The sequence below is a fragment of the Haladaptatus sp. SPP-AMP-3 genome (assembly GCF_049568665.1).
GTDB classification, from domain to species: Archaea; Halobacteriota; Halobacteria; order Halobacteriales; family Haladaptataceae; genus Haladaptatus; species Haladaptatus paucihalophilus.
Genome location: NZ_CP145898.1, coordinates 103,742 through 130,164, shown reverse-complemented (window position 1 = coordinate 130,164; position 26,423 = coordinate 103,742). Strand labels below are relative to the sequence as shown.

Annotated in this window: 25 protein-coding genes; 15 read left to right on the top strand and 10 right to left on the bottom strand. The window is 63.4% G+C overall.

Annotated elements, in window-relative coordinates; all coding sequences use genetic code 11:
* Nucleotides 1-36 precede the first annotated feature (36 nt).
* Entirely contained in the window at nucleotides 37-1,317 is a 1,281-nt protein-coding gene (locus V5735_RS17245) for a TIGR00341 family protein (protein WP_423746339.1), read from the top strand.
* Here the strand turns inward: V5735_RS17245 and V5735_RS17240 are convergent.
* Nucleotides 1,283-2,428 (bottom strand): hypothetical protein, encoded by a 1,146-nt coding sequence (locus tag V5735_RS17240; protein WP_423746338.1) that lies wholly within the window; start codon nucleotides 2,426-2,428, stop codon nucleotides 1,283-1,285. The two genes, V5735_RS17245 and V5735_RS17240, sit on opposite strands and share 35 nt — an antisense overlap.
* A 530-nt stretch (nucleotides 2,429-2,958) precedes the next feature.
* Here V5735_RS17240 and V5735_RS17235 point away from each other — a divergent pair.
* The 4 genes from V5735_RS17235 (at nucleotide 2,959) to V5735_RS17220 (ending at nucleotide 6,168) form a co-directional block, all read left to right on the top strand.
* Nucleotides 2,959-4,056, top strand: coding sequence for a FecCD family ABC transporter permease (locus tag V5735_RS17235; RefSeq protein WP_423746337.1), 1,098 nt, complete (start codon nucleotides 2,959-2,961; stop codon nucleotides 4,054-4,056).
* Complete coding sequence (locus V5735_RS17230) at nucleotides 4,056-4,841, top strand: NAD(P)/FAD-dependent oxidoreductase (protein ID WP_423746336.1); 786 nt, start codon at nucleotides 4,056-4,058, stop codon at nucleotides 4,839-4,841. Before V5735_RS17235 ends, V5735_RS17230 begins: the two co-directional genes overlap by 1 nt.
* A complete protein-coding gene (locus V5735_RS17225; protein WP_423746335.1) occupies nucleotides 4,838-5,677 on the top strand; it encodes an ABC transporter ATP-binding protein in 840 nt (279 codons plus the stop codon). Before V5735_RS17230 ends, V5735_RS17225 begins: the two co-directional genes overlap by 4 nt.
* A gap of 131 nt (nucleotides 5,678-5,808) precedes the next feature.
* Entirely contained in the window at nucleotides 5,809-6,168 is a 360-nt protein-coding gene (locus V5735_RS17220) for a hypothetical protein (RefSeq protein WP_423746334.1), read from the top strand.
* Nucleotides 6,169-6,192: 24 nt separating this feature from the next.
* Here V5735_RS17220 and V5735_RS17215 read toward each other — a convergent pair whose 3' ends face one another.
* The 3 genes from V5735_RS17215 to V5735_RS17205 form a co-directional block, all read right to left on the bottom strand.
* Nucleotides 6,193-7,305: a M24 family metallopeptidase gene (locus V5735_RS17215; protein ID WP_423746333.1), complete on the bottom strand. Its 1,113-nt coding sequence runs from the start codon at nucleotides 7,303-7,305 to the stop codon at nucleotides 6,193-6,195.
* Nucleotides 7,306-7,458: 153 nt separating this feature from the next.
* The gene (locus V5735_RS17210) at nucleotides 7,459-7,815 is read right to left on the bottom strand and encodes a P-II family nitrogen regulator (RefSeq protein WP_007980604.1); all 357 of its coding nucleotides are present in this window, start codon (nucleotides 7,813-7,815) and stop codon (nucleotides 7,459-7,461) included.
* Nucleotides 7,812-9,191 (bottom strand): ammonium transporter, encoded by a 1,380-nt coding sequence (locus V5735_RS17205; protein WP_423746332.1) that lies wholly within the window; start codon nucleotides 9,189-9,191, stop codon nucleotides 7,812-7,814. Before V5735_RS17205 ends, V5735_RS17210 begins: the two co-directional genes overlap by 4 nt.
* A 538-nt stretch (nucleotides 9,192-9,729) precedes the next feature.
* Here V5735_RS17205 and V5735_RS17200 point away from each other — a divergent pair.
* Complete coding sequence (locus V5735_RS17200) at nucleotides 9,730-10,560, top strand: NAD+ synthase (RefSeq protein ID WP_423746331.1); 831 nt, start codon at nucleotides 9,730-9,732, stop codon at nucleotides 10,558-10,560.
* 10 nt (nucleotides 10,561-10,570) lie between these two features.
* Here the strand turns inward: V5735_RS17200 and V5735_RS17195 are convergent, their stop codons facing one another.
* The gene (locus tag V5735_RS17195; RefSeq protein WP_423746330.1) at nucleotides 10,571-11,185 is read right to left on the bottom strand and encodes a universal stress protein; all 615 of its coding nucleotides are present in this window, start codon (nucleotides 11,183-11,185) and stop codon (nucleotides 10,571-10,573) included.
* Between the two features lie 111 nt (nucleotides 11,186-11,296).
* Between V5735_RS17195 and V5735_RS17190 the strand changes: the two genes are divergently transcribed.
* Both V5735_RS17190 and V5735_RS17185 read left to right on the top strand, forming a co-directional pair.
* Nucleotides 11,297-12,667 carry an AI-2E family transporter gene (locus V5735_RS17190; protein WP_423746329.1) on the top strand — a complete coding sequence of 457 codons (1,371 nt, stop codon included), beginning with the start codon at nucleotides 11,297-11,299 and terminating at the stop codon, nucleotides 12,665-12,667.
* Nucleotides 12,668-12,754: 87 nt separating this feature from the next.
* On the top strand, nucleotides 12,755-13,426 hold the full coding sequence (locus tag V5735_RS17185; RefSeq protein WP_423746328.1) for a DUF7504 family protein: 672 nt from the start codon (nucleotides 12,755-12,757) through the stop codon (nucleotides 13,424-13,426).
* A 4-nt stretch (nucleotides 13,427-13,430) separates the two neighbouring features.
* Here V5735_RS17185 and V5735_RS17180 read toward each other — a convergent pair whose 3' ends face one another.
* Nucleotides 13,431-13,709, bottom strand: coding sequence for a hypothetical protein (locus V5735_RS17180; protein ID WP_007980596.1), 279 nt, complete (start codon nucleotides 13,707-13,709; stop codon nucleotides 13,431-13,433).
* Between the two features lie 30 nt (nucleotides 13,710-13,739).
* On the opposite strand from V5735_RS17180, the gene V5735_RS17175 reads away from it, so the two are divergent.
* Complete coding sequence (locus V5735_RS17175; RefSeq protein WP_423746327.1) at nucleotides 13,740-14,021, top strand: hypothetical protein; 282 nt, start codon at nucleotides 13,740-13,742, stop codon at nucleotides 14,019-14,021.
* 4 nt (nucleotides 14,022-14,025) lie between these two features.
* Here V5735_RS17175 and V5735_RS17170 read toward each other — a convergent pair whose 3' ends face one another.
* The 4 genes from V5735_RS17170 to V5735_RS17155 form a co-directional block, all read right to left on the bottom strand.
* Nucleotides 14,026-14,763 (bottom strand): lysostaphin resistance A-like protein, encoded by a 738-nt coding sequence (locus V5735_RS17170; protein ID WP_423746326.1) that lies wholly within the window; start codon nucleotides 14,761-14,763, stop codon nucleotides 14,026-14,028.
* A gap of 305 nt (nucleotides 14,764-15,068) precedes the next feature.
* Complete coding sequence (locus V5735_RS17165) at nucleotides 15,069-16,856, bottom strand: alpha/beta fold hydrolase (protein ID WP_423746325.1); 1,788 nt, start codon at nucleotides 16,854-16,856, stop codon at nucleotides 15,069-15,071.
* 203 nt (nucleotides 16,857-17,059) lie between these two features.
* Entirely contained in the window at nucleotides 17,060-17,953 is an 894-nt protein-coding gene (locus tag V5735_RS17160) for an alpha/beta fold hydrolase (RefSeq protein WP_423746324.1), read from the bottom strand.
* 166 nt (nucleotides 17,954-18,119) lie between these two features.
* Complete coding sequence (locus V5735_RS17155) at nucleotides 18,120-18,776, bottom strand: helix-turn-helix domain-containing protein (protein ID WP_423746323.1); 657 nt, start codon at nucleotides 18,774-18,776, stop codon at nucleotides 18,120-18,122.
* A 226-nt stretch (nucleotides 18,777-19,002) separates the two neighbouring features.
* On the opposite strand from V5735_RS17155, the gene V5735_RS17150 reads away from it, so the two are divergent.
* The 6 genes from V5735_RS17150 (at nucleotide 19,003) to V5735_RS17125 (ending at nucleotide 26,381) form a co-directional block, all read left to right on the top strand.
* Nucleotides 19,003-20,904: a cation:proton antiporter gene (locus V5735_RS17150; protein ID WP_423746322.1), complete on the top strand. Its 1,902-nt coding sequence runs from the start codon at nucleotides 19,003-19,005 to the stop codon at nucleotides 20,902-20,904.
* A gap of 72 nt (nucleotides 20,905-20,976) precedes the next feature.
* Nucleotides 20,977-21,996 carry a HEAT repeat domain-containing protein gene (locus V5735_RS17145; protein WP_423746321.1) on the top strand — a complete coding sequence of 340 codons (1,020 nt, stop codon included), beginning with the start codon at nucleotides 20,977-20,979 and terminating at the stop codon, nucleotides 21,994-21,996.
* A 68-nt stretch (nucleotides 21,997-22,064) separates the two neighbouring features.
* Nucleotides 22,065-23,267: an ABC transporter substrate-binding protein gene (locus tag V5735_RS17140; protein WP_423746320.1), complete on the top strand. Its 1,203-nt coding sequence runs from the start codon at nucleotides 22,065-22,067 to the stop codon at nucleotides 23,265-23,267.
* A gap of 2 nt (nucleotides 23,268-23,269) precedes the next feature.
* Nucleotides 23,270-24,529, top strand: a complete 1,260-nt coding sequence (locus V5735_RS17135; protein WP_423746319.1) for an ABC transporter substrate-binding protein — start codon at nucleotides 23,270-23,272, stop codon at nucleotides 24,527-24,529.
* Nucleotides 24,530-24,715: 186 nt separating this feature from the next.
* Nucleotides 24,716-24,895 carry a hypothetical protein gene (locus V5735_RS17130; RefSeq protein WP_423746318.1) on the top strand — a complete coding sequence of 60 codons (180 nt, stop codon included), beginning with the start codon at nucleotides 24,716-24,718 and terminating at the stop codon, nucleotides 24,893-24,895.
* Nucleotides 24,896-25,145: 250 nt separating this feature from the next.
* Nucleotides 25,146-26,381 carry a permease gene (locus V5735_RS17125; protein ID WP_423746317.1) on the top strand — a complete coding sequence of 412 codons (1,236 nt, stop codon included), beginning with the start codon at nucleotides 25,146-25,148 and terminating at the stop codon, nucleotides 26,379-26,381.
* Nucleotides 26,382-26,423 lie beyond the last annotated feature (42 nt).

The window sequence follows — 26,423 nt, the reverse complement described above, 5'->3', positions numbered from 1 at the left end:
GGAGGGGTTTTTATCCCCTAGTCGGTTGGTCCGGGCATGCGTCTCATTCAGGTTCTCGTTCCGGACGACTGCCGGAGCGAGGTTCTTGCCGTGCTCGACGACGAGCACATCGATTACGTGCTCACCCGCGAGGACAGCGACGGGGACGAGGCGGCGGTCGTTCAGTTTCCGGTCCCGACGCAAGCGGTGGACGCCGTTCTCACGGCCCTTCGAGACGCGGGGTTGGACGAGGACGGCTACACCGTCGTCGGGAGTCTGGAGACGGCCCGGACGCCGAACATCGCGGAGTTAGAAGATAGGTTCGTCAAGGGAGGCGACGAGGACGACAGCATCGCAACGGAGGAGATTCGGACGAAGGCGCTCGGGATGAACCCGAGTCCGGTGACGTACTACGCCATGACCGTGCTGTCCGCTATCGTCGCAACCGCCGGGTTGTTGCTCGATTCGCCCGCGCTCGTCGTGGGGTCGATGGTCATCGCCCCGCAAGTGGGGTCGGCGATGACGACGAGCGTCGGACTCGTGTTGAACGACCGCGACATGATACGCGACGGGTTGTGGTCGCAAGTGCTCGGACTCGCGGTCGCCATCGTCAGCGCGACGATTTTCGGATGGGCGCTCAAGTCTGCTCAGTTCATTCCGCCCGCGCTCAACGTGGCGACGGTGAACCAAATAAGCCAACGCACCTCGCCCGGGTTCCTCTCGCTCGCGGTCGGCCTCTGTGCGGGTGCGGCGGGGGCGTTGGGACTCGCGACCGCCCTTCCGGTGTCGCTGGTCGGCGTCATGATCGCGGCGGCGCTCATCCCCGCGGCCGCCGCGGTCGGCGTCGGCTTGGCGTGGGGACCGCCGGTGCTCGCGTTCGGCGCGTTCGTCCTGCTCGTGGTGAACGTCGTCTCCATCAACGCCGCCGGAAGCGGCGTCCTCTGGGGGCTCGGCTACCGGCCGAAAGACAGGACGACCCTCCGGAAGGCCGCACCGACGGTCGTCGCCGTCGCCGTCCTGCTCGTCTCGTTCGCCGGGGCGGGGGCGCTGATGGCCCAGCAGGTCCACACCGAAAACACGGCGAATAGGCAGGTGCAGAAGCTCTTGGAGGGAGGGCAGTACAAATCGCTGGACCTCGTGAAGGTGAACGTCGAATTCGACGATATGGGACTCGTGGACGACAGACAGCACGTGACGGTGCTCGTGACACGCCCGTCCGGAAAACGGTATCCCGGATTGGCGAAGGAAATTGCGGCGCGGATTTCCGACGAACTCGGCGGCCGGACCGTCGTCGAACTGGAGTTCACGGAGCGCCAGCGGTCGGCGGCGAGAACGTGAACCCGTGGTTGGCCGTAATTCGGTAGGCGGCGGTCCCCCAGATGTAATCCTCGCCGGGCCACCACGTGCGGGCGTTGTTCATCCCGGCGACGAGGAGGCCGTCGTCCGGGCGCTCGAGGTCGGGATGGTAACTGACGCTCCCGCTGTCGCCGTCGGTGAACGAGGATTGGGACCCCCACTTCAGTTGGCCGTGTTTGCAGACGGTGCCGTACGCGCAAGTCATCCCGTCGATGGCCTGAATCGCGCCGGACGTGAAGCCCGAGACGACCGCCCTCTTCTTCAGTTTCGACCCGCGTGCTTTGACCCGCGCGAGACCAGCGCGCGTGAACTGTCCCACGACGGCGGACGGCGAACTGCCGTCAATAGCGCTCGCCGGAACCGCACCGTTCACGGGGTCGATACGGACGAAATCGTCCAACGCGTAGCCGCGTCGCACCTCACCGACCGTTCGCCAGCCGTCGCGGCGCTTGACGTAGAACGGTTCGCCGCGATGCTGCTCGCCGTCGTCGCCGTAGAGGTGATTCGACGTGGTGAAAAACGGCGTCTCACCGTCGTACATCGCCGGAGAGAGCGTCGCGGCCGCGTTCCTGCTTCCGCACTCGACGCTCCCCGGAATTCGGTTTCCGTCGAACGACGTATCGACGGATTTGGCGCGCTGTTCGTTCGCGGTGGATTCGACGCGGTTCACTTCGACGGCGACGTCGCCGACGCGCTCGGGCACTGAACCGGTCGCTTCGTCGTCGGTCACGTCCACCGCGAGGGCGGCGTTTCGGCCGCCGAACTCCCCGGGGACGACGGCGCTACCGACGACGCCGGGCCGGGATAGCAGGTCGAGACGGTCGTGCGCGTCGAACGCGGCGCGGAGGTCGGCGAACCAGTCCGCCGGAACCGTCGTCGTGAGCGGTTCGAAATCGCGGCCGTGGCCGTACACGAGTGGTACTTCGTCCCGTCCGGCCGCGCGCACGTCGTCCGGCGTGAGCAGGGTGGCCATCGAACCCAATCCGGCACCCGCGAGCGTCGTGATGAACCGCCGTCTCCCCATCGTTCCGAGTCGTCTGTCGGACAGAGACCGCAGTGCTGGTCGCTGTCCGATGTCATCTTGTTCCCCCATCGTATCGTTTCCCCATTCTCGAATCGGAGTACGCCGGGGGCGTACTTGAAACTGAACCGTCAGGTTCCGCGTTCGGAGCGAAAATTTATCGGCGGACGACCGACGGTGTTTTAGGCGGGCCGAAAAAGGGGAAGGTTTACGTGTGTTTAGGTCAGCCTAAAGAATGGCGCGGGAGCGAGCGAACCGAGACGATATTCGGTCGGATACGCGGATTTCCGTCGGGTTCGCGGCCGCTCCCGCGACTCGAAGCGGCGGGTTCGAAGCGCGGACCCGACCGATAGATGGACGAGATACAACCGAAACGTGAACCGAAATACGAACCGCCCGACGAAGTAGGAAGTCAGTGCGACGCGGGTACGGTAGGCATCAACTGCCCGCGTCGTCCCATATCACCACGACTCGGCAACCGTGTCGAGAATCAAAGTCCTTATCTTGTTTTAGGTTAACCTAAAAATAGAACGGAGACGGCGAACCCGGTAACGCTCGCCGGACAGTGACATCAATGGAAAATCGAGAACGAGGGAACACGGATGATGGAGAACAGTGAAACGACGGTCGAAGAGCGATTCGACGGGTCGGTGGCGGCGCTCGTCCTCGCTTGTATCGCCGTCGTCGTGATTTCGGCGCTCGTGCAGGTCAGCTTCGGAGCGTACTCGACGACACTCGCGCAGGCGTGGAACGCCGTATTCGACCCGAAAGTCATCACGAATCCGGACGTGCTCGGGGCTCTCCTGCTCGGCTCCGAGATTCCGAAGAACGTGACGCTCGACAACACCACGACGGTTATCTGGAGCCTCCGACTGCCGCGCGTCTTCGTCGGCATCTTCGTCGGCGCGAATCTCGCCGTCTCGGGCGCGATATTTCAGGCCGTCACGCGCAACGAACTGGCGAGTCCCTACATCCTCGGCGTCAGCCACGGGGCCGGGTTGGCGGTGCTCCTCACCCTCGTCGTCTTCAGCGGCCTGTCGGTCTTCCTGCCCGTCTTCGCCGCGCTCGGCGGTATCGCGGCGTTCGTCGTCGTCTACGCCATCGCGTGGAAGGGCGGGACGAGTCCCGTCCGCCTCGTTCTCGCCGGGGTCATCGTCGGCACCATCTGCTCCTCGCTCCAGCGCGGCCTCTTCTTCTTCGCGCAGGACATCGGCGTGGTGCAGACGGCCCTCTCGTGGACCACGGGGTCGCTCACCGGTACCGGGTGGGAGCAGGTTCGAATCATCCTCGTTCCGACGCTGGTGATACTCCCCCTTTCGCTGCTGGCCTCCCGCCAACTGAACGTCCTCCTGCTCGGCGAACGAACCGCCCGCTCGCTGGGGATGTCCGTCGAACGCGTCCGGTTCGCGCTCTCGACGCTGGCGATTCTCGCCGCCAGCGCCGCGATTTCCGTCGCCGGAATCGTCGGCTTCGTCGGCCTCATCGTCCCGCACGTCGTCCGGAACGTCGTCGGGAGCGACTATCGAAAGCTCATCGTCGGGAGCCTGTTCGCCGGACCGGCGCTGGTCGTCGCCGCGGACGTGGGCGCTCGACTCGCGCTCAACCCGATACAGGTACCGGTCGGCATCGTCACCGGCCTGCTCGGCGGGCCGTACTTCCTCTATCTCATGCGGAAGCGCCAGAAGGTAGGTGAACTCTGATGCCGCGGGATGTGGCCATCGTCGGCGGCGGCGCGTCCGGCCTCTCGGCGGCCGTGTTCGTCGCCCGCTACGGTCTCGATACGGTCGTCCTCGACGGCGGCGTCTCGGCGATTCGCCAGTGCGTGCATCTGGAGAACTTCCTCGGCTTCCCCGGCGGAGTTTCTCCCGACACCTTCCTCGAACTGGGGCGCGAGCAGGCGGCGTTGGAGGGGTGTACGGTGCGCGACTCGATGGTCCTCGACGTCGAGCGAACCGACGACGGGTTCCGAATCGACGCGCAAGGCGAGGAGGAACCGGTGGAAGCGACCCGGGTTATCGCCGCCTCGCTGTACGACGACAACTATCTGTCCGACTTCGAGGACGAACTGACCGACGTGGACCGGGACGGACGAACGCCGGTCGAAGGGCTGTACGTAACCGGCTGTCTGGGTGACGAGTCGGAACATCAGGCCATCGTCAACGCGGGCGACGGGGCGCGAACCGCGCTGTCACTCATCCGCGACGTTCGCCGCGAGGACGAGGGGCTGTGGGACGGAATCGCGGACCACTACTACGATTGGACGGTCGAACCCGGCCGCTACAGCGGCGCGAAGTGGGAAGAGAGCATGGACTCGCTCGTGGCGGAGAGCGCACCCGAGAACGCGACCGACGCGGAGTTGGCCGACGTGAAAGAGCGGCTCAAGCGGGAGTATCGGGCGCTCGAACTGGACGAAGAGGAGCGGGCGGCGCGCGCCGAGCGGGGACGCGAACTGCTTCGAACGCACCTGCTGGAGGAAACGCGATGAACGGGCAACCGGACGCTGGAATGCAAGAAAAAGCGAACGACGAACCGAAACCCGAAGCCAGCGAGCTGTTCGGCGAGGAACTCGAAATCGGCTACCCGAACTCGAGTATCATCGTCGAGTGTGACTCCATCGTCCTCCCGGAGGGCGAAATTACCGCGCTCGTCGGACCGAACGGGAGCGGGAAGAGCACGCTGCTCAAGGCGCTCTCGCGAGAACTCGAACCCGAGAGCGGCGCGGTCCAACTCGACGGTGAGGACATCCAGTCGTTAGGAACGAAGGCGTTGGCGCGGAAACTCGGTCTCCTCTCACAGCAGAACGAAGCCCCCAGCGGGTTGACCGTCGAGGAACTCGCGTACCACGGACGCTATCCGCACCGCGGGTTCTTCGAGTCGAAGACGATGAAAGACCACGAGGCGGTCGAAACAGCCCTCGAACGCGCCGGGGTCACCCACCTCCGGGACGAGGCGATGAACAGCCTCAGTGGTGGACAACGACAGTTGGCGTGGATCGCCATGGTGCTGGCACAGGAAACCGACGTGCTCCTGCTGGACGAACCGACGACGTACCTCGATTTGCGCCACCAGTTGCGCGTGCTCGAAGTCGTGCAAACGCTCGCGCACGAGGAGGATTTGACCATCGGCATCGTCCTCCACGACATCTCGCAAGCCGCGCGCTACGCCGACAACCTCGTCGCCTTGCGCGACGGCGAACCGTACGACTGGGGACCGCCGAGCGAAGTCGTCACCGAGGAACTGCTCGCCGACGTGTTCGGCGTCGAGGCGACGGTCGGACTCGGCCCCGACGGGCCGATAGTGAACCCACAGCAACCGCTCTGAATGCGACGTGGATGAGTTCGGGCAACGAGACGAAAAGCGGAGAGGCGGAGTCGTCGGCGGGCGACCGATCGGTTGACGCACATTTTTAACCGGAGGAGGAGTACCGGTAGATAACGGAACGGCACGAAATCATGAACGCGGTGAAATATGCGGACCGACTCGCGGACCATCCCTTCGGCCGTTTAGCGATACTCGTCGTCGGAATCGCCGTCCTCGTCGGAGGGATGGTGCTCTATCCACCGTTCGGGACCGTGGTCTGGTGGGCGTTTCCGACCATGTTCGTTCTCTTCGGCGTCAAGGAACTGTACTTCCACGGGACAGACAGCACCCTCTCGTTAGTGGCCGGTTCCCTGTTCGTACTCGGCGGTATCAGTCGCGCGCTGTACCAACTCGTCCCGATGGACGAGTTCGCCGGGACGGTGGCGAACCTCGTTCCGGTCTTCGGAGTGTTCGCCATGATGTACGCACAGCACTACCGCGAAAACGAGTGAACAACCGCGGCGAAACTCGATTCCTCAGAGCGCCTGCCACGTCCGCGGCGAGTCGTTCAGGCGCTCACAACCGTCCTCCGTGACGACGACCAAATCCTCGATTCGGACGCCGAACTCGCCGGGGAGGTAGATGCCGGGTTCGACGCTGAACACCATGCCGGGTTCGAGTTCCAACTCGTTGCCCTCAACGATGTACGGCCCTTCGTGGACGTCCAAGCCGACGCCGTGTCCGGTCCGGTGGATGAACTCCTCGCCGTAGCCGTACGACTCGATGACCTCGCGGGCCGCGCGGTCCACCGACTCGGCAGTGGCGCCGGGTTCGACGGCCTCGACGCCCGCCTGCTCGGCTTCGAGGACGGCCCGATGAACCCGTTCGTACTCCTCCGGCGGGTCACCGGCGAACACGACGGTTCGAGTCTGGTCGCCGGGGTAGCCGCCGACGAACGCGCCGAAGTCGAGGACCACGGGGTCGCCGTACTCTATTTTCCGGTCGCCGTGACCGTGGTGGGGTTTCGCGCCGTTCGGGCCGGACCCGACGATGGTGCCGAAGGCGGGGTCGTCGCCGCCCGTGTCCGCGAGTCTGGATTCGATTTCGGCCGCGAGTTCGGTTTCGGTCATGCCGATGGCCTCCTCGCCGAGTTCCCGGATTTCGACGCTGGCGCGGTCCGCGACCTCGCCAGCCGTCCGCAACGCCTCGATTTCGGCGTCGTCCTTGCGCATGCGGAGCGGTTCGAGCACCTCGCTCGCCAGTCCGAAGGTCGCGTCGGGGAGCGCGCGGCGGAGGTCTTGGGTGAACAGCGCCCACATCGTGTCGTCCACGAGGATGCGGCCGCCGCGGAGGTCGAAGTCATCGGCGATGTCTTTCACGATGGAGAGCGGGTCGTCGCCGTCGCTCCACGTCCGTACGTCGGAGACCCACGACTCCTCGGCTATCTGCTCGCCATACATATCGGGGACGACGAAGGCGGGGTCGCCGTCCTTCGGGACGAACAGGAAGAGGTGTCGTTCGGCGGGGTGTTCCTCGAATCCGGAGACGTAGAACAGGTTCGTGCTGGGAAAGAGGACGAGTGCGTCCGCATCGGCCGTCTCCAATCGCTGTTGACTCCGGCGAGTTCGTTCCGCGAAAGCGTTCGGCATGGTTGGACAGACGTAGCAGACGGGGTAAAAGTTCACCCCCTCGGCAACCTCGTCGGTATCGGACGACGGACCGAAAAACGAGACGGACGACGAACGGCGGAGAGCGGGCGCGGTTGCACGGTCGAAAAACGGTTCCTCGGAACGAAGACCGGGCTACACCGCGTCCGGGCCGCGTTTTCCGGTTCGGACCTGACAGGCGTCGCTGACGGGGAGGACGAATATCTTCCCGTCGCCGGGTTCGCCGGTGCAGGCGGCCTCGCGGATGGCTTCCACGACGTCCTCGGCGGGGGTGTCGGCGACGACGCACTCTATTTTGACCTTCTGGTGGAGGTCCACGACGTACTCCTCGCCGCGCCACTGGCTCTTCGTCGCCGGTTGACTGCCCCGTCCCGAGACGTTCGTGACGGTCAGACTCGGCGCACCGGCTTCGACCAGCGCCCGCTTGACGTTCTCCAGTCGAGCGGGGCGAATGATGGCCACGACCATCTCGATTCCGGAGTCGGCGCTCATTTGTTCTCACCCCCGTCCGCCAGCGCGGGGCCGTCCGCCGTCCCAGTCGGGGAACCGCCGCCGGTTTCGTCGAACGATTCGACGAATTCGGGGTAGGCGACGATGCCGTGTTCGGAGCTGTCGAGACCGGTGTGTTCTTCCTTCTCGTCGACGCGCAGGCCGACGGTCACGTCGGCGAGCTTGAAGATGAGGTAGGTCGTGACCAGCGTCCAGACGGTGATGACCGCGATACCGAGGGTCTGCATGGTGAACTGGGCGAGCGAGAAGCCCGAGACGGCGAAGACGGGTATGAGCCACGTCCCGATGGCACCCGCGCTCCCGTGGACACAGAAGACGCCGCACACGTCGTCGACTTTGAGCGTGTCGACGACCCAACGGTAGACGAGCGGCACCTGCACGCCCGCGATGAGACCGAGGGCGATGCCGCCGAACCACGTGACGTGCGGAACCGCGCCGGTAACGGCGACGAGGCCAGCGAGCAGGCCGTTTGCCGTGAACAGCGGGTCGGGCTTGCCTTCGAGGTACGTCGTCGTCAGCGCGGCGGCGACCGCGCCCGCACCCATTCCGAGGGTGGTGTTGAGCGCGACGCGGCCGAGCGTGGCGCCCGCGAACTGGAGGGCACCGTTCTCGACGGAGAGAACGCTCGCCTGCGTCCCGACGTTGAAGCCGTACCAGCCGAAGGCGAGGATGAACGTGCCGAGCATCACGAGCGTCAGCGAGTGGCCCGGAATCGGCACGCTGTTGCCGTCCTTGTCGAAGCGACCGCGACGGGGACCGACCATGTACGCGCCCACGAGTCCGGCGATGCCGCCGAGCATGTGAACCACGGTCGCACCCGCGAAGTCCATGTACCCGACGCCACCCGCGACGCCGAAGGCGGAGCCGACCGCCTGCCCGAGGTAGCCGCCCGCGGAGAGCAGGCCGCCGCCCCACGCGAAGCCCTGAACGACGGGGTAGATGACCGCCGTCAGCGCGATGGAGTAGAACAGGTACGCCTTGAATTTCAGCCGTTCCGCGACCGCGCCGCTGACGATGGTGGCGGCGGTCATGGCGAAGACGGCACCGAACAGCCAGTTGACCCAATCGTCGGGGTTGTTGACGTAGGCGAACGCCGACGCCAACAACCCCGACGAGAAGCCCCCGGACGAGGTGAGTCCACCGGCGATGAATGCGATTCCGGAGCCGACGAGGAAGTAGATGAGGACGCCGAGACACCAGTCCATCATGTTCTTCATCAGCACGTTGGCGACGTTCTTCGCACGAACCTGTCCGGCCTCCAGCATGGCGAAACCCGGTTGCATGAAGAAGATGAGGAACGAGACGGTGAGCACCCACACGCTGTTGACGCCCGACGCGATGGCGTTCAAATCGACCATCAGTGCCCACGCTCCTCGGTCAGCCCTGAACGGACCACAACCGAATTGTTTACCTTTTCACCCATTTCCGCCGCATTTGTAATCCAAGTCACGGTATAGAATCGTGATTCAGAAGAATATAAACCTAAGCGTTTACGAATGTTCGATTATACTGATAGTTGTTGACATTCGGTCAGTTTACAATCATATATATTCTGTTTAAGGTCGTAAAGCGTCCAGAAGTGAGCGTTTGAAAACCGAATAACCGGACGTTCGTCAATAAACTCAAGCATAATAAATTTGTCACTGTCTGAGAGGGTGCGCCTCGACGTGCACAGTGATTTTGAGTCGTGGATGGGGCTGTCATTAAACACCTAAAACACAATTCAAAAGTATGAATTTACACACGAGAAGCGTTTTATAGTGCCATAATGTTTCGATTAGTCGTGAATACGAACACAAACGTTTCCAAAATCCGCCCTGAAAACCAATATTCCTTCATCGTATCGGTTCGGCGTGGACGGGCGGGGGGGTGTCCGTGCTGCCACGAGGTGAAAACGTGACGACATCGACCCTCCCACCGACCGAACTGCTGACCGACGAGGAGAACGTGGCGGCGACGTACCGGCAACTCACCCTGTTCATCGAGGAGTACGTCGAGCGGTCGGACGCGAACGGCGTCGTCGTCGGGATGAGCGGCGGCGTCGATTCCACGCTGGCGGCGTCCCTCGCGGTGGACGCGCTCGGACCCGACCGCGTGTTCGGGTTGTTGCTTCCCTGCAACCTGACCGCCGAGGCGGGGAGTCACGACGCGCTGACCGTGGCCGAAGCGCTCGGCATCGACTATCGGGAGGTCCACCTCCAGCCGCTCGTCCGCTGTTTCGAGGACCTCCTCGTCGGCGACGGGGACCGTAACGAGCGGGTTCGCGCGCTCGGCAACGCCACCGCGCGACTGCGCATGACCTGTCTCTACTACGCGGCGAACACGCGGTCGAAACTCGTCCTCGGAACCGGCAACCGGTCGGAGCGACTGCTCGGCTACTTCACGAAACACGGTGACGGCGGGTGTGACCTGCTTCCGTTGGCGAACCTCTACAAGACGGAGGTTCGGGCGCTCGCACGTCACGTCGGGCTTCCTTGCCGTATCGTCGAAAAACCCTCGACTGCGGGGCTGTGGGCCGAGCAAACCGACGAGGGCGAACTCGGAGCGTCCTACGACCGCATCGACGCGGTGCTACACTACGTGGTGGACCGCCGATATCGCGCCGAGACGGTCGCCGAGGAACTGGACATCCCGATAGAAACGGTCTGGGAAATCGTCAACGGCCACGTCGAAACCCACCACAAACGGCGGCTCCCGGCGACGCCCGGACGGGAACGGACCGAGTGAAGGAGACGGGTCAGTCCCGTTGACGGATGCGCGCCACGCTCGTCTCGCCCGTCACCGGGTCCACGTGGACGTTGAACGTCTCACCCTCCGCCGACGCTCGAACTATCCAGGTGTTGGCCGCCCGGTAGGGTTGCTCCGTGACGGATACGTCGTCGTACCCCTCGGCCGCGAGGGCGTCGCCAGCGACGGTGGTCGCCTGCTCGGCGGACTCGACCGTTCTCACACCGGCGGACCGGACCAGCAGGACGGGAACGTCCGAGTGGCGCGCGACGCGCTCGGCGACGCTGCCGAGGAGCACCCTGCCGACGCCGGTTCGGCCGTGCGTCCCCATCACGATGAGGTCGGCGTTCCGTTCGTCGGCGTAGCCGAGGATGCGGTCGGACGGACGACCGTCGGTGACGTCGGCGACGACATCGACGCCGTGTTCGGTCGCGCGCTCGACGATTTCATCGGTGACCTGTTCGCCCGCCGCCTCGAGTTCCTCCGCGTCGCCGACCAACTGTTCGCTGACGACGTGAAGGACGTACATCGTCGCCTCGTATTTGTCGGCGATGTCGAGCGCGTGGCTCACCGCCTCCCGCGATTCGCTTCCCCCGTCGACCGGAACCAGAATCCGTTCGTACATCGGTGGCAGTACGACCTGCCCGAATAAAAGTCGGGGTGGTCTTTCAGGGACCCCGACCGATATAGCGTCGGCCCGCGTACGGACGGTAATGGGTGGGGACCCGACGATACGATGGATGAAAATCTAACGCTACTGCAAGGGCGGTCGCGTCTCGCGTGGTGGGTGGTCGGCCTCGTTCTCGGCGTCGTCGTCCTGTTCGTATTCTACTCGTTCGAAGGGACGTTCGTGCTCGGCCTGTTCATGTACTACGCGACGCGGCCGATATACGACCGCTTGGAGCACCGACTCGGCCATCCGGGGGTGACGGCGGCCGCGGCGCTGGTGACGGTCGCGCTTCCCGTCGTGCTCCTCGTCACCTACGCGGTCGCCGTGAGCGCGGTCGAGGTCGCCGAAATCGCCGGTGAGTCGTTACAGGGGTACGAGGGCGTTCTCCGGCCGTATTTCGACCTGTCGTCGCTGACGGTCCATCCCCAGCGAATCCTCGAACTGGCCCAGCAGAGTCAGGGGGAGTTCGTGCGCTTTGGCGGTCCGGAACTGCTCACAACCGCCGCGAACGTGGTGGCGGCGTTCGGGACCGGACTCCTGCAGTTGTTCGTCGCGCTCGCGTTCGCCTTCTACCTGCTTCGGGACGACGACAAACTGGTTCGCTGGTTCGTCAGCGATATCGGCGGCGAGCGGAGCACGGCGTACACCTACGTCGAAGCGGTTGACCGGAGCCTGCAGACGGTGTATTTCGGCAACATCCTCAACGCATTCGTCGTCGGACTCGCCGCCGCGGTGGTGTACAACCTCGCCAACGTCTTCGCGCCGTCCGGGATTTCGATCCCGCTACCGACCCTACTGGGGTTGTTGACCGGCGTCGCCAGCCTCGTTCCCGTCGTCGGGACGAAACTGGTCTACGTTCCCATCGCGGCGTACCTCGTCGTTCGGTCGTTCGACATCGGGCCGCGGACCCTCTGGTTCCCCGTGGCGTTCGTCGCGCTGTTCGTCATCGTCATCGACCTCGTGGCCGAGGTCATCATCCGCCCGTACATCACGGGACGCGAACTGCACGTCGGGCTGATGCTGTTCGCGTACATCTTCGGCCCCCTCCTGTTCGGATGGTACGGACTCTTTCTCGGTCCGCTGTTGCTCGTGCTACTCGTCCAGTTCAACCGCGTCGTCCTTCCCGACCTGATGCAGGGGAACCCGATACAGGCGAGTGAAGTGACGAGCGCGACGGGCGATGAAACGGGCGAAACCGAAGCGACGAAAGACGCGACAGGAGACGCGACGGGAAGCGAGGACGCGGCGCAGGAGACGGACAAGGAGACGGCAAGCGAACCGGCGAACGACGGGACGGAACCGGCGACGGAGACGCCGGACGAAACGGACGCGAAGCCGGAACCGGAAGCGGCCGAAGAAGGCACAGAAACGGGCGAAGAAGACACGGACGAAAGTGAAAGTCGCCACGACGATGGAAACGATACGTACCCGACGTGAACTGGAAGAATCCATCGACACAATACTGATAAAATGAAATGTAAACAACAAATATTATGGTCACGAAGTATGAACATTCAGTGAAGAATGTCGTTCGTTCGGAACCGATACCGAGACGATGGAGAACGCGATTTCGAGGCCACGTTGCGGGAACTGAAACAGCAGGGCTGTGTCCTCCTGATAACCGGTGCGGTGACGCGGAGCGTCACGCTACAGGCGATACGTCGGCTTTCGGGCGACCCGTGTTGCGACCGGAAACACGTCCTCGTTGCGACCCGGACGACAGCCGTCGACATCGACGACGGGCTCCCGCCGGGGGTGGGACGTGAAGACCCCAACGTCCGCGTCATCACTCCGACCGACGTCGGGACGGACGCCTCGGTCGAACGTGACGAGGGCCGAACCGAACTCGAATACATCCGCGCGGAACTCCTTCGAGCGGTCGGCTATTTCGACCACAGCGCGTCGGGGCTTTCGCCCGCCGAACTCCGGGTCAGCATCGATTCGCTGAAACGACTGCTCGAAACGAACGACCGCGCCGCAGTGACGCGATTTCTCCGCACGGTGATGGCGCTCATCCGCGGCGTCAAGAGTATCGGACACGTCCATCTACCCGTCCCGGACGACTCGCGCGAGGTCGCCCGATTGTCGCCGCTGTTCGACGCACGGATCGAACTCCGGCGGCGCGACCCGTTGGTCGCAGAACAGCGCTGGCACTTGCCGATGGGCAACACCGATACGAGATGGACAAAGCTGTAACCGGTCAGTACTGCTCTCTCTCGATATCCTCCAGATGGCGCTCGATTCGGTCGAACTTCGACACGTCCACGAACGCGTACTCCGCGCCGCCGAAGAACGAGTCCGGGACTTCGGAACTGGAGAGGTGCAACTCGGGGTCGGCATCGACGTGGTTCACCTTCTGGAAGGGGATGACGCGGACGAGCCCCGGGTCAGCGTTAAGACAGACGACTGCGTTCTCTTGGACGAGCACCGCGTCGTACTCCTGTGCTTCGTATTCGTCCACCGCGAAGACTGTCGGCATGGGTGGAAAAACGCGGAGGGCGCTATTAAAATGAACCCGACCGAACTCGACCGACGATTGCGCGAACGGTTCGACGCACCCGAGGGTGCGCGGAGAGTCGTCGTTCGGGAAGCCCGAGACCTATCCGATTCCGGGCGGTACCGAAAGCACTCGGGCATGGACCTCACCGCGGGGGCCATCGTCGGCCACCTGGACGACGCGCCGGACGACATGTCGCTTCCCGAGCGGTGGAACTGGTGGGTCGGGTCGCTCGAAATCGCGTACGGCGGCTACACCGAGTTCCTCATCGTGCGCTGGCAAGGACAGGAGTAGCGGCTTACGACGGCAACTGTCCCGTCACCATCAGATACGCCAGCGCGAACTGTAGCGCGTTGAACGCGCCGTGAATCAGCGCCGAGACGACGAGGTTGCCGGTGTACTCGTAGGCCGCCCCGAGGACGGGCGAGAGGACGAACAGGATGGCGAGGTAGACGATTTTTCCCGCTCCCTGGAGCGAGAAGAAGTGAACGAACGCGAAGATGAGGCTCGCCAACGCGATGGCGGGCCAGCGCCCGAACGATTCGCGGAGTCGTTCCTGTACGACGCCGCGATACAGCAGTTCCTCGCCGGGACCGATGAGCAGAAACGAGAGCGGAATCAACAGGAGAAACACCCGCGGGTCCTGCTCGCCGATGCTGGCGAGTTCGTTCTGCGCCGACTGTATCCCGAACGTCGTGAGCACGAGCGACACGACGATGAGGCCGCCGTAGAAGACGACGAACCCGCCGACTGTCCACCCGAGGTCCGAAAGCGTCGGGAAGCGAACCCCGACGTACGACCGTCCGCGTCCGGTGTAGCGGAGGTACGCCAGCGCGAACAGGCCGAAAGAGACGCCTTGGCCCATCACTATCGAAACGGCGACCAACAGGGTCGGACGGGAGAGGAGGTCGATTCCGCCGACCGAAAGCACGAGCGCCGTGAAGAGCACCACGACGACCGCGAAGGCGTACCCGCCGAACCCCAACCCGGCGGCGACGAACACCGCACGGGACCGCTCGTTCCACAACGCCGTCATTCGTTCACCTCTCGAAGATACGCGACAGTCACTGTCGTACTGATATGTCCCACCCCAATCCACTCCGCATCGGGGTTCGACGCGAGGGGTACTGACTATTGTGTAGACATTCTGTCTCGTTCGGCGTGGCAAGAAAGGCACGACGGCGACGTGTTCGACCGACGAGCGAAAAACGAATTCCGGTGATCGAAAAAGAAACGAGGGCGAACGGTAGTTGAAGCGAATCGAAACCCGTATTTTCGTCGATGGGAGCGATCGTACTCGGTAGGCACCGCCTACTCGGGCGATTCGCGGCGACGAGCGTCCTACACGTGTTCGTCGAGGAAGGCGGCGATACGCTCGAACTCCTCCACGAGGTTTTCGCGCGAGGTGGTGTGATGGCCCTCGTCCTCGAAGATACAGGTTTCGACGGGGACGCCGCGCTCGCGGACTTTCTCGGCTATCTGCTTCGCTTCGCCGACCGGGACGCGCGGGTCGTTCGCGCCGTGTTGGATGAACAGCGGGCAGGAGATCCGATCCGCCTCGTGAATCGGGCTGATGTTCCGAAGCAGGTCGCGGTTTTCGAGCGACCCGTACTCCTGCTCGCGGTGACTCCGCCGCCACTCGCCCGTGTTTTCGAGGAACGTCTCGAAGTCGGCGATGCCGACGAAATCCACGGCGGCGGCCCACAGGTCGGGGTACTCCGTGATGGCCGCGAGAACCATGAAACCGCCGTAGGAGCGCCCGTAGGCGACGATTCGGTCGGCGTCCACGGCGTCCCGTTCGTGGAGCCATTCGACCGCCGCCTCGATGTCCGCGACCGAATCCATCCGCTTGTCCGTGTCGTCCAGATGCGTGTACGCCGTGCCGTAGCCCGACGAACCGCGAACGTTGGGTTCGAGAACGGCGTACCCCTGCTGAAGGAAATACTGTTTCATCGGGTAGAACCACGGCTGACGCTGGTGCTCCGGACCGCCGTGGATATCCACGATGACGGGGGTTTCGCCCGGTTGGGCGTTCGGCGGAAGCGTCCAGTACGCCGGGATTTCCCGCCCATCGAACGACTCGTACCGCACGATTTCGGGGTCGAGGAACGCCTCGCGGGGGATGCCGAGCGTGCCGAAGTTCGTCCATCGCTCGGCGGTCCCGGTGTCCGGGTCGAGGACGAAGACGTTCTTCGGGTCGTCGCTCCGACTCATCGAGATGGCACAGTCGCCGTCGGGACCGAACCCCGCGGCGAAGACGACACCATCGGGGAGGTCGGGAGTCGAAAGGGGTTCGATGTCGTCCTCGGCCGTGAGTCGTCCGGCGTGAACCTCGGAGTAGCCGTCGACGTTTCGCACCCACACCACCCGGCCCGTTCCGCCGTGAAGCGAAAGGTGGGAGACGTTCCACTCCCCAGCCCCCTCGACGACCGTCGGCGTGCCGTCGCCGAGGTCGAGACGGGCAACGTACGCGGTGTCCGCGCCGTGGTTCGTCACGCAGTAGAGGTCGTCGTCGGGACCGAACGTCACGTCGCGATACCGGGCATCGGTGTCGTCGGTGAGTTTCCGATAGTCGCCCGACTCGGGGTCGAGCAGGAACAGGTTCTGGTCGAAACTGGCGTTGGCTTTCGAGCAGACGATTCCCGGTTTGCCCCACGCTTCGATACTCAGGAAGCCGCCCGACCCTTCGTGAACGAGCGTCGCCTCCGCGTCGTCCCTCCCCTGCACGTACACGTCGAACGTCGACCCCTCGCGGCGGTTCGCGGTGAAGGCGATTCGGTCGCCGTCGGGACGCCACGCACCCCACAGGTGGATGGCCTCGGGGGTCGCGGTCAGCGCCGTCTCCGTTCCGCCGTCGAGGTCGTAGCGGTACAGTTGGTCGTGTTCGTCGCTTCCCGTGTCCATGCCGAAGACGACTTCCGAACGGGTCGGCGACGCCGAAACGAACGACACTCGTTCGTCGTGAGCGGTCAGGCGGGACGGAAACGCCCCCGGTTCGTCTAACGACCAGACCTGCGGCGTCCCCGTCGTATCGGCGAGGAAGACGAGCGACCCGTCGACGGTCATCGTCGGCGACCCGGCCGAGTCGATACCGAGATAGCGCGTGAGTGGATAGCGAGCATCCGACATATCCCAGTCTGTGCGCGGGGGTGGCAAAAGAATTCGGCTCGGGGGCATTCGTGGCCGGTTCTTTCCTCCGGCGTCGGTGCATGCAGTTCCGTTTCGAACGGGTGTCAAGGACGACGCAACGGTCGGCAACCGTCTCGAAGCTGACCCGGAACGTCGCCCGTGAGAGGTCCGTTTTTCGAGAATGCGACGATTCGGCGTATCGTTTACGAGAGGTGACGGAGCAGCGCTTCAGTCACTTCTTCGCGCTCATGATGGACCCAATGTGACGTTTTCGGGAACATCCGTAGCCGACCATTTTCGCAGTAGTCGGCGCTCTGTTCGGCCATCGAGGGGAGGAGCGCGATGTCGTCTTCACCCCAACAGATCAGCGTCGGCTGGGTAACGGTGTCGCGTGGCGGACTTTCGGAGCGGCGGAACCCGCGATACCAGTTCACCCGTGGACCGACGCCGGTGTGCCGCCAGGCCGCCCGGTAGCGGTCGATCGTTTCCTCGTCGAACGTTCCGGGATTGGAGGTTATCTCGAGAGAGGCGACCATATTGTCCATATCGTTCCGACTCAACAGCCACTCGGGGAGCGTCGGTACCTGATAGAACCACACGTACCAGCTCCGGACGACCTGTTGGGGGCTAGAACGCAAGACGGTTCGATACACCGTCGGATGTGGGACGTTGAAGATTCCGAGATGGTCGACGATGGACGGCCGACGGAGTGCGACGTTCCAGGCGACGAACCCGCCGAAGTCGTGCCCGACTACGTGGGCCGATTCTCGGCCCTCGCTGTGAATCAATTCGCGAACGTCAGCCGACAGTTCCAATTGCCGATAGGCATCGATTCCGTCGGGAGCGTCACTCAGATTGCAGCCCCGCTGGTCCGGAACGACCACACGGAAGCCGGTCTCGACGAGTGGAATGATTTGGTCGCGCCAGCCGTACCAGAAGTCGGGATGACCGTGCAGTAAGACGACCAGCGGTGCGTCGGGGTCGCCCGCGGTCGCGACGTGTAACCGGACGCCATTGACAGTGCGATAGTCGGATTCAACACGGTCATCATCGAGTAGCGATGCATCAGTGGTCGGGTGTGTTTTTGCGTCTGTCATCGGTATTGGCTCGGAAGTTCAACCGGATTCAGCATTCGTGACGCGTACATGGAACGTCGAATCGAGTAAGTGAAAACAAACGACGTAACTGGATACCGTTACTGCCCCAGTCGTAGGGGTATTTTTAAACCGACAGTTCGACCCGAATCCCGTCGAGTGAGCAGCATCAGCGAACGATTTCGTTGAACACGCGCTCTTCGACCTTTCGAAGGTGCTCGCTCACCGTCGGAGGGGTGATTCCGACGACCTCGGCGATGTCCTCGAGCGTCGCTTGGCGAGGGACGCTGTAATATCCCCGCTCGACTGCCGCCTCCAGCACTTCCTCCTGTCGAGCCGTGAACAGCCTGCTGAACGATGATTCGTCGGGGTCGTACTCTCCCATCTCGAGAATTTCGAGCGCGATGGACGCACCCTCGTCAGCGTCTTCAAACAACGTCGCAAACGTCTCGTCGGTCCCTAAGCACGTCACCTCGAGCGACCCATCGGAAGTGAAGTGAATCGGCGTCTCGATTACCAACTGTGATTCTCGTTGGAGTTCCAGCGAGCGGCGAACCCGTTCTGTCGGCTCGAATTGACTGATGGCCATCCAACGGTCCTCCCCGGACACGAGAAAATCGATGACGTGAGGCGAGTCCTCCATTATTTGCTCATAGCGGTCCTGATTGCCGCTCGCCTCGGCAAATAACAGTACGGTATCGTCGGCGAGAAGCTCGACGCGATGGATGGCCCGCCGCTCGATAGACGGTTCGTTCGTCAGCTGACCGCCGAGTGGATGGAAGGCACCGCCACCATCCGGTTCGATACGAACCGTGAGGTATCGCATACACTGACGTGGAGTGCGTTACCGTAAAAAGTCGAGGATGAGCGACGTCTCGAATCGACCATCCCGTCCGCCCGTCTCCCGATTGTAAAGGCTCCCAGTATCGAGCGGAGAAGCGTAGTTTTTCGACGATTCACACGGCGAAAGGACGTTACACAACGAAATCATCGTCCGAAATCGCGACCGAGTGCGCGTCGGAGCAAGAACTATCGTGATTCATGACGTTCACATGACGCGAGTAGTCGCGGTTCGACGGCGAGTCGAACCGGCTGAACTTCGACCAATGTCCTCGAACCTCCTGCTCGTGTCGGCGTCGATAATCGCTCTCGGAGCCGTGTCGAAACTTCTCGCCGACAGGTACGGGATTCCGAACGTGGTGTTCCTGCTGGGCTTCGGCATCCTGTTCGGTCCGGAGGGTGTCGGTCTGGTCGACCCGCAACTGTTCGACGACTCGCTTTCGGCCCTCGTCTCGCTGGCGGTCGCCATCATCATCTTCGAGGGAGCCTTTACGCTGGGTGCGTCGGACATACGCGAGACGCCGAAATCGACGCTTCGACTCGTGACGGTCGGCGCGGGGGTGACGTTCTTCGCCCTCGGCGGACTGATTCACGTCTTTCTATCCCTCGATTGGAACCTCTCGTTTCTCATCTCGGCGTTGCTCGTGGCGACCGGGCCGACGGTCATCACGCCGGTACTGGACCAGATAGAGGTTCGTGAAGGCGTACGGACGCTCTTGGAGACGGAGGGCGTCGTCAACGACGTCACCGCCTCCGTGCTGGGAGCGGTCATCTTCAGCGTCGCGGTGCTGGACATCGACCCCGACCCGGTCAAGGGACGCGTCGGACTGGACGTCATCCTCGTCTTCGTCGCGAGAATCGGCACCGGCGTCCTCATCGGCATCGTGACGGCGCTGGTGGCGGCCTACGTGCTCCGGTACTTGAGCCGGTCCCCACAGGATTCGCGCATCACGGTCATCGGCACGGCGCTGATTTCGTTCGCCATCGCGGACGCGTTCGTCGACGAGGCGGGCGTCGTGACGGTGGCCGTCGCGGGACTCATTCTGGGAAGCGTGGACATCCCCTACGACGAGGAAATAGCGGGGTTCAGCGGCGACATCACGTCGATAGTGTTGAGCGTGGTGTACATCATCCTCGCCTCGCTGTTGGAATTGGACCACCTCCTGACGCTCGGACCGGGCGGCCTCGCCATCGTCGTCCTGACGATGCTCGTCGTTCGCCCGCTCTCGGTCCTCATCTCGACGACGAACACGCAGTTCACGCGAAACGAACGGCTGTTCGTCGCCACCGTCGGTCCGCGCGGTATCATCCCCGCCTCCACGGCGACGCTGTTTTCCCTCCAACTGGCGAACGCGGGGGTTCCGAACGCGACGAGCGTCGTCCACGTCGTCTTCCTCGTCATCCTCGTGACCGTCGTCGTGGAGGCGGGCGGCGCGCCGCTAGCGGCCAAAGCACTCGACATCATACCCATGACCGTACTCATCATCGGCGGCAGCCGAACCGGACGGCTGCTGGCCGACAGACTCGAAGAGCGCGGCGAAAATCCCATCATCGTCGAACGCGACGACGCGACCGTCACCGAATTACGAGCGGCGGGCTACTCCGTCGTTCCCGGCAACGGGACGAACGCCGCCGTGCTCGAAGGAGCGGGCGCGGAGCGCGCGAAGATGGTCGTCGCGGCGACGAGCGACGACGACCAGAACATCCTCGCCTGCCAGACGGCGCGGACGACGTTCGGAATCCAGCGGCTCATCGCGCAGGTGAACAAACCCGAGAACGCGGACGCGTTCTCGGACCTCGGCGTGCGACCGGTGACGCCGGTCACGGCGACCGTGGACATGATGGACGACCTGATACTCCGACCGAACTTCTACGACTGGCTCACCGGGGTCGGCGACGAGAACGACATCGCCGAGGTGGTGGTCGAATCGACGTCGGCCGCCGGACAGCAGGTGCAGGACATCGAACTGCGTGACGATGCCGTCATCGCGCTCGTCCGACGGGACGACGAGTTTATCGTTCCGAATCCGAACGTCGTCGTCCAAGAAGGGGATTTAGTGACGCTCATCGGGAACCGGGAGGCGGTCGAACGGAGCGTTGCGATGTTGGAATAACCGGTTTCGCGGCGTCGGTTCGCCGCACCTCGTGTTTTTGGTGTCGCCGCGAGACGTCCACGGCAACGAACGATGGACGAGTCATCTCACCGACCCTCCGCCGAGCGACTCGCCGAACTGCTCGATTCGGGGGAACACGACGACGCTATCGCGTGTCTGGAGCGGTTCGAAACGGCACCGACGGAGGAGCGCAAAGCCGCCCTCGACGTTCTTCGGCGCGTCGAATCGGAGTCGCCGGGAGTCGTGGGACCGCTGCTTCCGGCCCTGTCGCCGTTCGTGACCGACGGAGAGCGCTCGATTCGATTGACGACGGCGAAACTGTTCGTCGCCGTCGCCGAACGCGACCCCGACGCCGTGGTTCCGGTCCTCCCCATTCTGACCGACCGCCTCGCGGACGACGACGAACTCTACTTCGTTCGCGCTCGCGCGGCCGAGGCGCTGGGGAACGTCGCTCTCGACCACCCGGATGCGGTCGCGTCGCCGGAAGTCGTCGCGGAGTTACAGATCGGACTGTCGTTCGACGAACCGGAGGTGAAAGAGAAGTTGGCGAAAGCGCTGGCCGACATCGCGCTGGGCGACCCGGACCGTCTCGACCACCGCGTACCGAACCTCGCGGAGCATCTCGACGACGGGGACGAACTCGTCCGCTACTATCTCTGTACGGCGGTCGCTGCCGTCGGGTGCGTGTCACCGAGGGCACTCGGAGCGGAGGCCGACGCGCTCGCGGCGCGGTTGAACGACGAAAACGACCACGTTCGGGGACGGGCGGCCGAGGCCGTCGGTCTCCTCGTCCGCGTCGACGAGGGTAGTTCGGTGCCAGCGGAAGCGATGGAGCGGCTACGTGAGAGGCGCGAGGACGAATCGTCGTTCGTCCGCGACAGGGCGCGGTTCGCGCTCGACGCAATCGGCGGGGGCGAACGGGAATCGGGGGACGACGGCGGAGAAGGAACGCTCTCCGGACTCCGTGCGACGACGGACGAGGCCGTCGAGGAGATGACGGCCGAGGACGGGACCGGCGTGTGTCCGAGTTGCGGGCATTCGCTTCCGGACGTCGGGCCGCCGATGTGTCCGCGTTGCGGGTCGCCGTATTAAATACGGCATGGATTAGGCAGACCTAAAAATTCGAAAACGTTTTATAATTTTAGGTGAGCCTAAAACACATGTCGAAAGAACGTACGACAGACTCGGGACGAACACGGCGGGACTACGTTAAGTACGGCGGCGCGATACTCGGCGGAAGTCTGCTCGCCGGATGTGCCGGAGATTCGGAATCGAAAACGACATCGACGACAACGGCGGACACGACCAGTTCGTCCGATGGGACCACGAAGACCGAGGACGACTCCTATTCGGTCACGATGGCACCGACCGGAAGCGTCACGTTCGAATCCGTTCCCGGTCGGTGGGTCGCGTACGGCGGCGGCTACGCCGACATGGGCGTCGCGCTCGGCAAAGCCGACGGGATGACGGGAATCGGCGGCGCGGACCGCTACTACACGGGCTTCTACGACGAGTTGCCCGGGGTGAGCGTGGACCGAACGAAGCTCGAAAACAACGATATCGGCAAGGCGGGGATGGGGAAAGAGCTGTTCTACGAACTCGACAACGACGTGCACGTCATGGACCCCCGAATGCTCGTCAACTGGTTCGACTGGAGCGAGAAGGACGTCGAGGAAATCGCGTCGAACGTCGGCCCGTTCGTGGGGAACCTGATATTCCGCCGCGAGGACGAGTGGCACGACTACCGATACTACACGCTCTACGAGGCGTTCGAAAAGATAGCCGAACTATTCCGGGAGCGGGAGCGATACGAGGCGTTCAAAGAACTGCACGACGAGTTCGTCGCAAAAATCCAGACCAAGCTCCCACCGGCCGACGAGCGGCCGAACGTGTTGCTCGTGTACGAGGGGAGCAACGAACCGGTGAAGTTCTCGCCGTATCGGCTCAACGACAAGGGAACCAGCAAGAAGCAGTGGCGCGACCTCGGCGTCAGCGACGCGCTGGCGAGCAGCGGCATCGACGGCATCAGCACCACCGACCGCGGGCGAATCGACTACGAGACGATGCTCGAAATCGACCCCGACGCGATACTGCTTCGCGCACACGAGCGCCAGTCCGCGACCGAATTCCGGGACACCGTGCTCGAATTCATGCGCGGCCACCCCGTCGCCAGCAAGCTGACCGCCGTGAAAAACGGGCGCGTCTACCGCGGCGGCTACCTCTACCAAGGGCCGATTCACAACCTCTTTTTGACCGAGCGGGGGGCCAAACAGCTGTATCCCGACATCTTCGGCGAGGTGACGGGCGACGATGAACTGTTCGACCGCGAGCGCGTCGCAAACATCGTCAAGGGAGCGTTCTGAACATGACGAACGAACGCACGAACCGAGCGGCACCGACACGAAGAACGTACCTCAAATACGGCGGCGCGGTGGTCGGCGGCGGTCTGCTGGCCGGGTGTACGAGCGATTCGAAGTCGAGCGGCGAGGAAACCCCGACGAACACGGACGCCGAAGCGACGTCCTCGGACGCGACGGCGACCGAATCGGGCGGAGGGGATTCCGAGCCGTACTCGGTCACGATGTCACCGATGGGAACCGTCAAGTTCGAAAGCGTCCCGGCAAACGTGATGGTGTACAGCCTGCTGTACGCCGATATGGCGGTCGCCTACGGACACGGCGACGCGGTGAACTCGCTGGGATTCGACTCGGAAGCGGGCGGTAACACGCTGGACGCGTACTACGAACGACTGGACGGCGTTTCGTTCGACCGGGAGGGTCTGACCCAACTCAACACCGGTTCCGGTGGCGTGAACATCGACAAGGAACTGTTCTACGAGTTGGATTCCGACCTCCACATGGTCGACCCCGCGCTCGTGCTGTCGTTCGACGGGTGGTCGAAATCCGACGTCGACGAAATCGCCGGGACGGTCGCCCCGTGGTTCGGCAACACGTACAGCCGTCAGCACAGCCGACCGCCGAAACCGTACCGTGACAGCTACGAGTACTACACGCTCTGGGAAATCGCGGAGAAGGTCGCCGCCGTGTTCCGGGAGCGGGAACGATACGAGGCGCTCGCGTCGGTGCACGACGACCTCCTCGGACGCATCCGGTCGAACCTCCCGCCGGAGGACGAGCGACCGACCGTCGCGTCGGTCATCTTCATGCAGGGGACGTTCTACCCCTCGAAGATAAACACGGATGGATTCGCCAACGCCCACGTTCGACCGCTCGGGGCGACCGACGCGTTCGCCGAGGGCGACGTGACGTATCAGACGACGTACGACTACGAGACGATGCTGAAAGTCGATCCCGACGTCATCCTCCACAAGTTCGGCGTCGCCTCGTACTACGACGTCGCGCAAATCAGCGAGACGATCGCGGACCACCCCGTCGGAAACAAGCTGACCGCCGTGGCAAACGACGCCGTGTACCCGTCCGGAAACCCGGTTCAAGGACCGATAATGAACCTGTTCCAGTTGGAGATGACAGCGAAACAGCTGTATCCCGAGCAGTTCGGCGAGTGGCCGGAGTACACCGATGGCAGTCCCTACCCCGAGATACCGGAGGAAGAGCGGCTGTTCGACAGAACCCGCGTGGCGAACATCGTCGCCGGGAACGACTGACGAATCGGAGGACGGAAACCACTCCCTTCTCGGCGGTAGGCACCCTTTATAACGGGGTTCGCGCCGCATAACAAAGTGAGAAACGGTCGCCTAACGAGTCGAGGAAACCCATGGTTCGAGTTCACGATTCCGTCCGGCCAAGCGACGTCCAGTTCGACCGACACGCGGTCCGTGGAGGTATCTGAAATGGCGGCCGAAGACGAAGAGCTGTCGTCGGAAGCGAACACGCCATCGGAGGCGGACGCGCCGTCAGATTCGGAGTACGAAATGCTGTTCTGTGATAACGGATGGGTCGAGATTCGAAACCCCGACGACGCGGACGACCAGTGGTTGATGGCGAACACGAGCGCGGAAATCCGTCAGTAGCACGCGGGGTAATATCCCGAGATAGGCCCGTGGTGTGTGATCAGATATTTTGGTTCGTCAGCGATAGAATTTCGGAAGGTAAGGCCAGAACCGTCCCGAAGTAATCGAAGTGGGATTCGGAGGGGGAACAACCCCGAAAAATCCGATATCTCCGGCACTGAATTCCGGAATCCGTGAATTCGCGCCGGGCGCGCGTGGATTTGCGCTATTAGCCGCAACCGTAGAAAAGCCCGCGACCGTACTAGCGGATATGAGCATCGCGGGGAGTCTGACCGACGCGGCCACGTTCTTCGGCGAGATGACGTGGAAGACGTGGTGGGCGCTGGTCCTCGGGTTCACGATTTCGGGGGCGGTACAGGCGTTCGTGAGCGAAGAGCGGATGACGAATCTGCTCGGCGGTCGCGGACTACGAGAAATCGGCATCGGGAGTTTCTTCGGGTTCCTCTCGTCAAGTTGCTCGTTCGGGGCCGTAGCGACCACGAAATCGCTGTTCAAGAAGGGTGCATCGCCCGAAGCCTCCTTCGCCGGGTTCCAGTTCGCCAGCACGAACCTCGTCATCGAAATCGGTCTCGTGATGTGGATTCTGCTGGGATGGCAGTTCGTTGCCGCGGACATCTTCGGCGGAATCCTGATGATTCTTGTGCTCGCGGCCATCACGAAGTACGTCGTCCCGGACACGTGGTTCGAGGCCGCCCGCGACCACGTTCGGTCGGGCGACGAGGAGAACGGCACCGTCCGCGACCCGGTGTGCGGCATGGAAGTGGACCCGAACGACGACGACACGCTCAGCGTCGAAACGGACGGAGGAACGGAATACTTCTGCTCGCAGTCCTGCAAGGAGACGTTCGTCAATCAACGGGAGGACGCGACGTGGAAGGACAAGCTCCTCACCGTGTCCGGGTGGAAAAACGCCTTCCGCAACGCCATCGGCGAGTGGGAGATGCTGTGGGACGACCTCATCGTCGGGTTCATCGTGGCCTCGCTGTTGGCCGCCTTCGTCCCGCGGTCGTGGTGGGCGCAACTGTTCACGCTGGCCCCGGAGGGAACCGTCGCGTGGGTCGTCCTCGGGGCGGCCATCGGCGTGATGGTCGGCGTCGTCACCTTCGTCTGCTCGGTGGCCAACGTCCCCTTCGCGCTCGTGCTGTGGAACGCCGGCATCCCGTTCGGGGGCGTCATGTCGTTCATCTACGCCGACCTCATCGTCCCGCACATCGTGGACATGTACCGGAAATACTACGGCAAGCGGTTGGCGGCGGTGCTGTTCGTCTCCATCTTCGGCGTGGCGACGTTCGCGGGTATCGTCACCCACTACGCGTGGCTCGCGGGGGGACTGATTCCGAAGCACAACGCGACGGGCGGGTCGGTTCCGCACGCCTACACGACGGTGCTCGACGTGATATTCACTGTCGTCTTCCTCGCGCAGGTGTACGTGACCTACTTCGAATCGAGCGGTGAACAGGAAGAAGTGGCCGCGCACGCCGACTGATTTCGACTTCCGTTTTCGTTCGATTTCCACGTTCGATTTGGG